Below are 5,609 nucleotides of genomic sequence, written 5' to 3'. Positions count from 1 at the left end.
GCCCTGGAACTGGAAAGCCGCCGTCAACGGCTGATCACCGTGGGCGATATGCCCCGCTTACGCTGTAGCCGGGGCGCGACGCTTACGCCTCCGCAGGTGCGTCAAATACCGATTGCGGTAGCTATGTCAGCGACATATGATGCGGGCGTTTTTTAGTGGGAAACTGCCCGCTGTCACATGCCCACGTTTTACATGTCCTGGGGCGACTAATGAAGAACTTCACTCAGATCGGCGCCGCGGGCTACATTGCGCCGCGCCACATGAAGGCTATAAAGGAGACCGGTAACAATCTCGTCGCGGCCTTCGATCCGAACGACAGCGTCGGCATCATCGACAGCTACTTCCCCGATGCCGACTTCTTCACTGAGTTCGAGCGCTTCGACCGCCACATCGACAAGCTCCGCCGCCGCGGCCAAGGCGTAGATTATGTTGCTATCTGTTCGCCGAACTACCTCCACGACGCCCACATCCGTTTCGCGTTGCGCTCGCAGGCCCACGCCATTTGCGAAAAGCCGCTGGTGCTGAACCCGTGGAACGTCGATGCTCTGGCCGAGATCGAGGCCGAGAGCGACACCCGCATCTACAACATCCTGCAGCTGCGCCTGCACCCGGCCATCCGGGCCCTGCGCGAGAAGGTCGCGGCGGCGCCCAAGGACAAGATCTTCGATGTCGACCTCACCTACCTGACCTCGCGCGGGCACTGGTACCATGCCAGCTGGAAGGGCGACGTGCAGAAGTCGGGGGGTGTTGCGACCAACATCGGCGTCCACTTCTACGACATGCTGGGCTGGGTGTTCGGCCCCGTGAAGCATAGCGTGGTGCACATCCACGACGCGGACGTCGCCGCAGGCTACCTCGAATACGACCGCGCGCGCGTGCGCTGGTTCCTCTCCATAAACGCCGATTATCTGCCCGAACAGGCGAAGGCCGCCGGTAAGCGCACCTATCGTTCGATCATGATCGGCGACGAGGAACTCGAGTTCTCCGAGGGCTTCACCGACCTGCACACTGTCAGCTACCAGGACATTCTGTCGGGCGGCGGCTTTGGCCTCGAAGAGGCGCGTGCCTGCATTGAGACGGTGTTCAACATCCGCCAGGCGAGGCCGGTCGGGCTGACCGGCGACTACCATCCGTTTTGCGCCCGCGTGAAAGGCCGCTGACCAGCATGAGCGACGCGAACCAAGCGGCCGTTGTTCACCCCACCGCCATCGTCGACGACGGCGCCCGCATTGGTGCGGGCACCCGGGTCTGGCACTGGGTCCACGTGTGCGGCGGTGCCGAGATCGGCGAAGGCTGCTCGCTCGGCCAGAACGTCTTCGTCGGCAACAAAGTGAAGATCGGCGACAAGGTGAAGATCCAGAACAACGTGTCGGTCTACGACAACGTGACGCTGGAAGACGGGGTGTTCTGCGGCCCCAGCATGGTCTTCACCAACGTTTACAATCCGCGCGCCGAGATCGAGCGCAAGAGCGAATACCGCGACACGCTGGTCAAGCGCGGCGCCACACTCGGCGCCAACTGCACCATAGTATGCGGCGTCTCCATCGGCGAGTACGCCTTCATCGGCGCTGGTTCGGTGATCACCCGCGACGTGCCCGCATTCGCCCTCATGGTCGGCGTCCCCGCCCGCCGCATCGGATGGATGAGTCATGCCGGCGAGCGACTGGGCGACGACTTGGTGTGCCCGCGCGAGGGTCGCCGTTACCGGCTGGTCGGGCCCGACCGCCTGGAGGAGATCGCCAGTGAGTGACCCCATCGCGTTTATTGACCTGAAGGCGCAGCAGGCCCGTCTCGGCGACCGCGTCGAGAAGGCGATCGCCCGCGTCCTAGACCACGGCCAGTACATCATGGGCCCGGAAGTCGCGACGCTCGAACGCCAGCTCTCGGAGTTCTGCGGCGCCCGCCATGCCATCACCTGCGCCAATGGGACCGAGGCGCTGGTCATGGTTCTGATGGCCTGGGGCGTCGGCCCCGGCGATGCCGTCTTCGTGCCGTCTTTCACCTTCATCGCGACGGCCGAGGCAGTCGCGCTGGTAGGGGCCACGCCAGTCTTCGTCGACGTGCGACCGGACACCTTTAACCTCGACGTAGCCAGCCTGGGCGCGGCGGTGGCGGAGGCGCGGCGCCTGGACCTGCGGCCGCGCGTCGTAATCCCGGTCGACCTGTTCGGGCAGCCGGCCGAGTACGACGCCATCGGCGACGCGGCCGCCCACCACGACCTGCTGGTGCTGGCCGATGCCGCCCAGGGCTTCGGCGGCCGCCTCGGCAACCGGGCCGTTGGTACCTTCGGGCACGCCACCGCGACCAGCTTCTTCCCGGCCAAGCCGCTGGGATGCTACGGCGATGGCGGTGCCATCTTCACCGACGACGATGCGCTCGCCGACGTGCTGCGGTCCATCCGCGTGCACGGCAAAGGCGACGATAAGTACGACAACGTACGCGTTGGCCTGAACGCCCGCCTGGACACCCTGCAGGCCGCCATTCTTATCGAGAAGCTGGCCATCTTCGCCGACGAACTGGACGCCCGCCAGCGGGTGGCCGCACGCTACACCAGCGCTCTGAGCGATGTGGCACGAACGCCGGTGCTGGTTGACGGCGCTTTCTCGGCCTGGGCGCAGTACACTCTAATCGTCGATGACCGACCGTCGCTGATGGCCGCCTGCAAGGCCGAGGGTGTGCCGACGCAGGTGTACTACCCGATCCCCATGCACAAGCAGACGGGCTATGCCCACCTGCCGGCGGCTCCAGAGGGCTGTCCGGTATCGGAGAAGTTGGCTGGCCGCGTCGTCAGCCTGCCCATGCATCCCTACCTTTCTGAGGCCGACCAGGACCGCGTGATCGCCGCCGTGCGCCGCGCCGTCGCCGGCTGACCCAATCCTTACGCGACAACGACACGCAGCTCTTCGAGGCGCATATGGTCAACGACATGCCCACCCACTCCCGCAAGGTCTCCGTAATCGGGCTCGGCTACGTCGGATTGCCGGTCGCCGTCGCCTTCGGCCTGTCAGGCTGCCCGGTGGTCGCCTTTGACATCAACCCCAACCGCATCCGCGAGCTGCGCGAGAATCACGATCGCACCGGCGAGGTGGAAACAGAAGAGCTGCGTCGCGCCGGCCTGCGGTTCACGGACGATCCGGCCGACCTGGCCGCCGCCGACTTCCACATCGTCACCGTGCCGACACCAATCAACGACGCCCGCCTGCCTGATCTACGGCCGCTGATCGCCGCGTCGCGCACGGTCGGTAAGGTGCTGAAGAAGGGCGATATCGTTGTCTATGAAAGTACCGTCTACCCCGGCGCCACCGAAGAGGACTGCGTGCCGGTGTTGGAGGCCGAGAGCGGCCTGCGCTTTGGCGTCGACTTCACAGTAGGCTATAGCCCTGAGCGCATCAATCCGGGCGACAAGCAGCATCGTTTCACGACCATCAAGAAGGTCGTCTCGGGCTCGGACGAGGCGACGTTGCGCATCGTGTCCGCGGTCTACGGCAGCGTCGTGGCGGCCGGTATCCACGAGGCGCCGACGCTGAAGGTCGCTGAGGCGGCAAAAGTCATCGAGAACACGCAGCGCGACCTCAACATCGCCCTGATGAACGAGCTGTCGGTGATCTTCCACCGCCTCGGGATCGACACGCGCGACGTGCTCGATGCCGCCGGCACCAAGTGGAACTTCCTACCGTTCACGCCCGGCCTGGTCGGCGGCCACTGCATCGGCGTCGACCCCTACTACCTGACGCACCGCGCCCAGCGCGCCGGCTACAACCCGGAAGTGATCCTCGCCGGCCGCCGAATCAACGATGGCATGGGTGCCCATGTCGCCCGCGAGGTGGTCCGCCACTTGCTGCAGAACCGACGCGACGGCAAGTCGATCGTCACCGTGCTCGGCCTCACCTTCAAGGAGGACGTGCCGGACATCCGCAACACCAAGGTCGTCGACATCGTCGCCGAGCTCGAGGGCTTCGGCGTCGAGGTCCAGATCTGCGATCCGGTGGCCGACCCCGCCGAGGCGCACGAGGAATACGGTGTCACCTTGGTCGTCCCTGGCGACCTGAAGCCCGCCGATGCAGTGGTCCTGGCGGTCTCGCACAAGGAGTTTCGCGCCGCCGGCTGGGACGCCGTGACGCCTCTGCTCGCTGGTGGGACTGGCATGGTGGCAGACGTGAAGGGCGTTCTCGACCGCGCGACGCGGCCCGATGGAGTCGCGCTCTGGCGCCTGTGACGCGACAGCACCCCATAAGCGTTGGCAACGCGAAGCTCTGCTTTTTTCTTGCTACTCTCGGCGCTACGCCGTCCTGCGGCTATCGCCCGAAGCCGTAATTACGGTCGCCCGCGTGACCTTCCCCCTGAAGCCGATCCATTCAGAGGGTGAGTGCTTCGGTTGATAGCATGCTTCGGCCGCTACTGGCGACGGTCTGCTGGACGGAGGGAGCCGTAGGCGACCGGAGGCCAGCAGGCCGTCGGGCGAAGTTCGACGGCGTGTCGTAGTCCAGAGCGCTGTGTGGGCGCTGCTCGTTGTAGTGGCGCCGCCAGGTTTCGATGATGTGGCGGGCCTCGGTCAGGCTGGTGAACCAATGCTCGTTGAGGCATTCGTCGCGGAAGCGGCCGTTGAAGGATTCCACGAAGCCGTTCTGCATCGGCTTGCCCGGCTGGATGAAGCGCAGCCGGACGCCGGTCTTCAGCGACCACAGGAACATCGCCTTGCTGGTCATTTCCGGGCCGTTGTCCATGACGATCTCCTCGGGCAGGCCGTGGAAGCCGGCCAGTTGGTCGAGAAAGCGCGCTAGGCGGTCGCCGGAGATCGACACATCGACGAGCTGCCCCGGGCTCTCCCGGCTGTAGTCATCGACGATGTTGAGGACGCGGAAGCGGCGCCCCGAGCACAGGCTGTCGCTGACGAAGTCGAGGGACCATCGCTGGTTCCGCCGTTCCGGCACGGCCAGCGGCACACGCTCCCGCCCCGGCAGGCGGCGCCGTTTCTTGGTTCGGACGGTCAAGCCTTCCTCCTTGTACAGGCGGTAGGTGCGCTTGGCGTTGACGACGAGGTCCTCCCGCCGCAGCAGGACATGCAGGCGGAGATAGCCATAGCGCTTGTGCTGCCCCGCCAACTCCCGCAGCCGGCATCGTACGGCCGTGTCGGGCGGGCGGCGCGAGGCGTAGCGCGCCACGGTGCGGCTCAGGCCCACGAGGCGACAGGCGCGGCGCTGGCTGAGGCCCTGCTCGGCCATCAGCCACGCGCTTGCAGCCCGGCGCTGCGCGGACCTCAGAACTTTTTTGTCAGAAGTTCCTTCAGCGCCGAGTTGTCCAGCGTCAGGTCGGCCACCAGCGTCTTCAGGCGCCGGTTCTCCTCCTCCATCGCCTTCAGGCGTTTGGCGTCGGAGACCTCCATGCCGCCGAACTTCGATTTCCAGCGGTAGAAGGTCTGCTCGCTGATGCCGTGCTTCCGGCAGACCGCGTGGGCCGGCATCTCGCCAGCCTCCGCCTCCTTCAGGATGGCGATGATCTGCTCTTCCTTGAACCTGGTGCGCTTCATGGTGAGTTCCCCCTGTTGCTGGGATGGTGACCTCCTCCCGCTTTCCTGGACCACTTGAGGTGAGAAAATTCTCGGTTACCGT

5 protein-coding genes are annotated in these 5,609 nt (G+C 65.6%); 4 read left to right on the top strand and 1 reads right to left on the bottom strand.

The window, feature by feature from the left end; all coding sequences use genetic code 11:
* Positions 1-209: 209 nt before the first annotated feature.
* From ABD056_RS22390 to ABD056_RS22375, 4 genes are read left to right on the top strand one after another with little or no spacing between them, the layout of a single operon-like run.
* Entirely contained in the window at positions 210-1,160 is a 951-nt protein-coding gene (locus tag ABD056_RS22390) for a Gfo/Idh/MocA family protein (RefSeq protein ID WP_343870470.1), read from the top strand.
* A 5-nt stretch (positions 1,161-1,165) separates the two neighbouring features.
* Positions 1,166-1,750 (top strand): acyltransferase, encoded by a 585-nt coding sequence (locus ABD056_RS22385; protein ID WP_343870468.1) that lies wholly within the window; start codon positions 1,166-1,168, stop codon positions 1,748-1,750.
* Positions 1,743-2,870: a DegT/DnrJ/EryC1/StrS family aminotransferase gene (locus ABD056_RS22380; RefSeq protein WP_343870466.1), complete on the top strand. Its 1,128-nt coding sequence runs from the start codon at positions 1,743-1,745 to the stop codon at positions 2,868-2,870. The genes ABD056_RS22385 and ABD056_RS22380 overlap by 8 nt, the downstream gene beginning before the upstream one ends.
* A 44-nt stretch (positions 2,871-2,914) precedes the next feature.
* Positions 2,915-4,216, top strand: coding sequence for a nucleotide sugar dehydrogenase (locus ABD056_RS22375; RefSeq protein WP_343870464.1), 1,302 nt, complete (start codon positions 2,915-2,917; stop codon positions 4,214-4,216).
* Positions 4,217-4,355: 139 nt separating this feature from the next.
* Here ABD056_RS22375 and ABD056_RS22370 read toward each other — a convergent pair.
* Positions 4,356-5,527, bottom strand: a protein-coding gene (locus tag ABD056_RS22370) for an IS3 family transposase (protein WP_425545076.1) whose coding sequence is annotated in 2 segments (ribosomal slippage) — positions 4,356-5,263 and positions 5,263-5,527 — 1,173 coding nt in all. Because the reading frame shifts where the segments join, the coding sequence is not laid out codon by codon here.
* Positions 5,528-5,609: the final 82 nt, after the last annotated feature.

It is taken from the genome of Caenispirillum bisanense (genome assembly GCF_039523075.1).
Classification (GTDB): domain Bacteria; phylum Pseudomonadota; class Alphaproteobacteria; order Rhodospirillales; family Rhodospirillaceae; genus Caenispirillum; species Caenispirillum bisanense.
Note: the sequence above shows the minus strand (reverse complement) of the source record. Positions and strands in the feature narration are given on the sequence as shown.

Excerpts from the sequence above, each read along its gene's own strand:
- ABD056_RS22390 (WP_343870470.1), top strand. The coding sequence starts at position 210 with ATGAAGAACTTCACTCAGATCGGCGCCGCGGGCTACATTGCGCCGCGC.
- ABD056_RS22385 (WP_343870468.1), top strand. The coding sequence starts at position 1,166 with ATGAGCGACGCGAACCAAGCGGCCGTTGTTCACCCCACCGCCATCGTC.
- ABD056_RS22375 (WP_343870464.1), top strand. The coding sequence starts at position 2,915 with ATGGTCAACGACATGCCCACCCACTCCCGCAAGGTCTCCGTAATCGGG.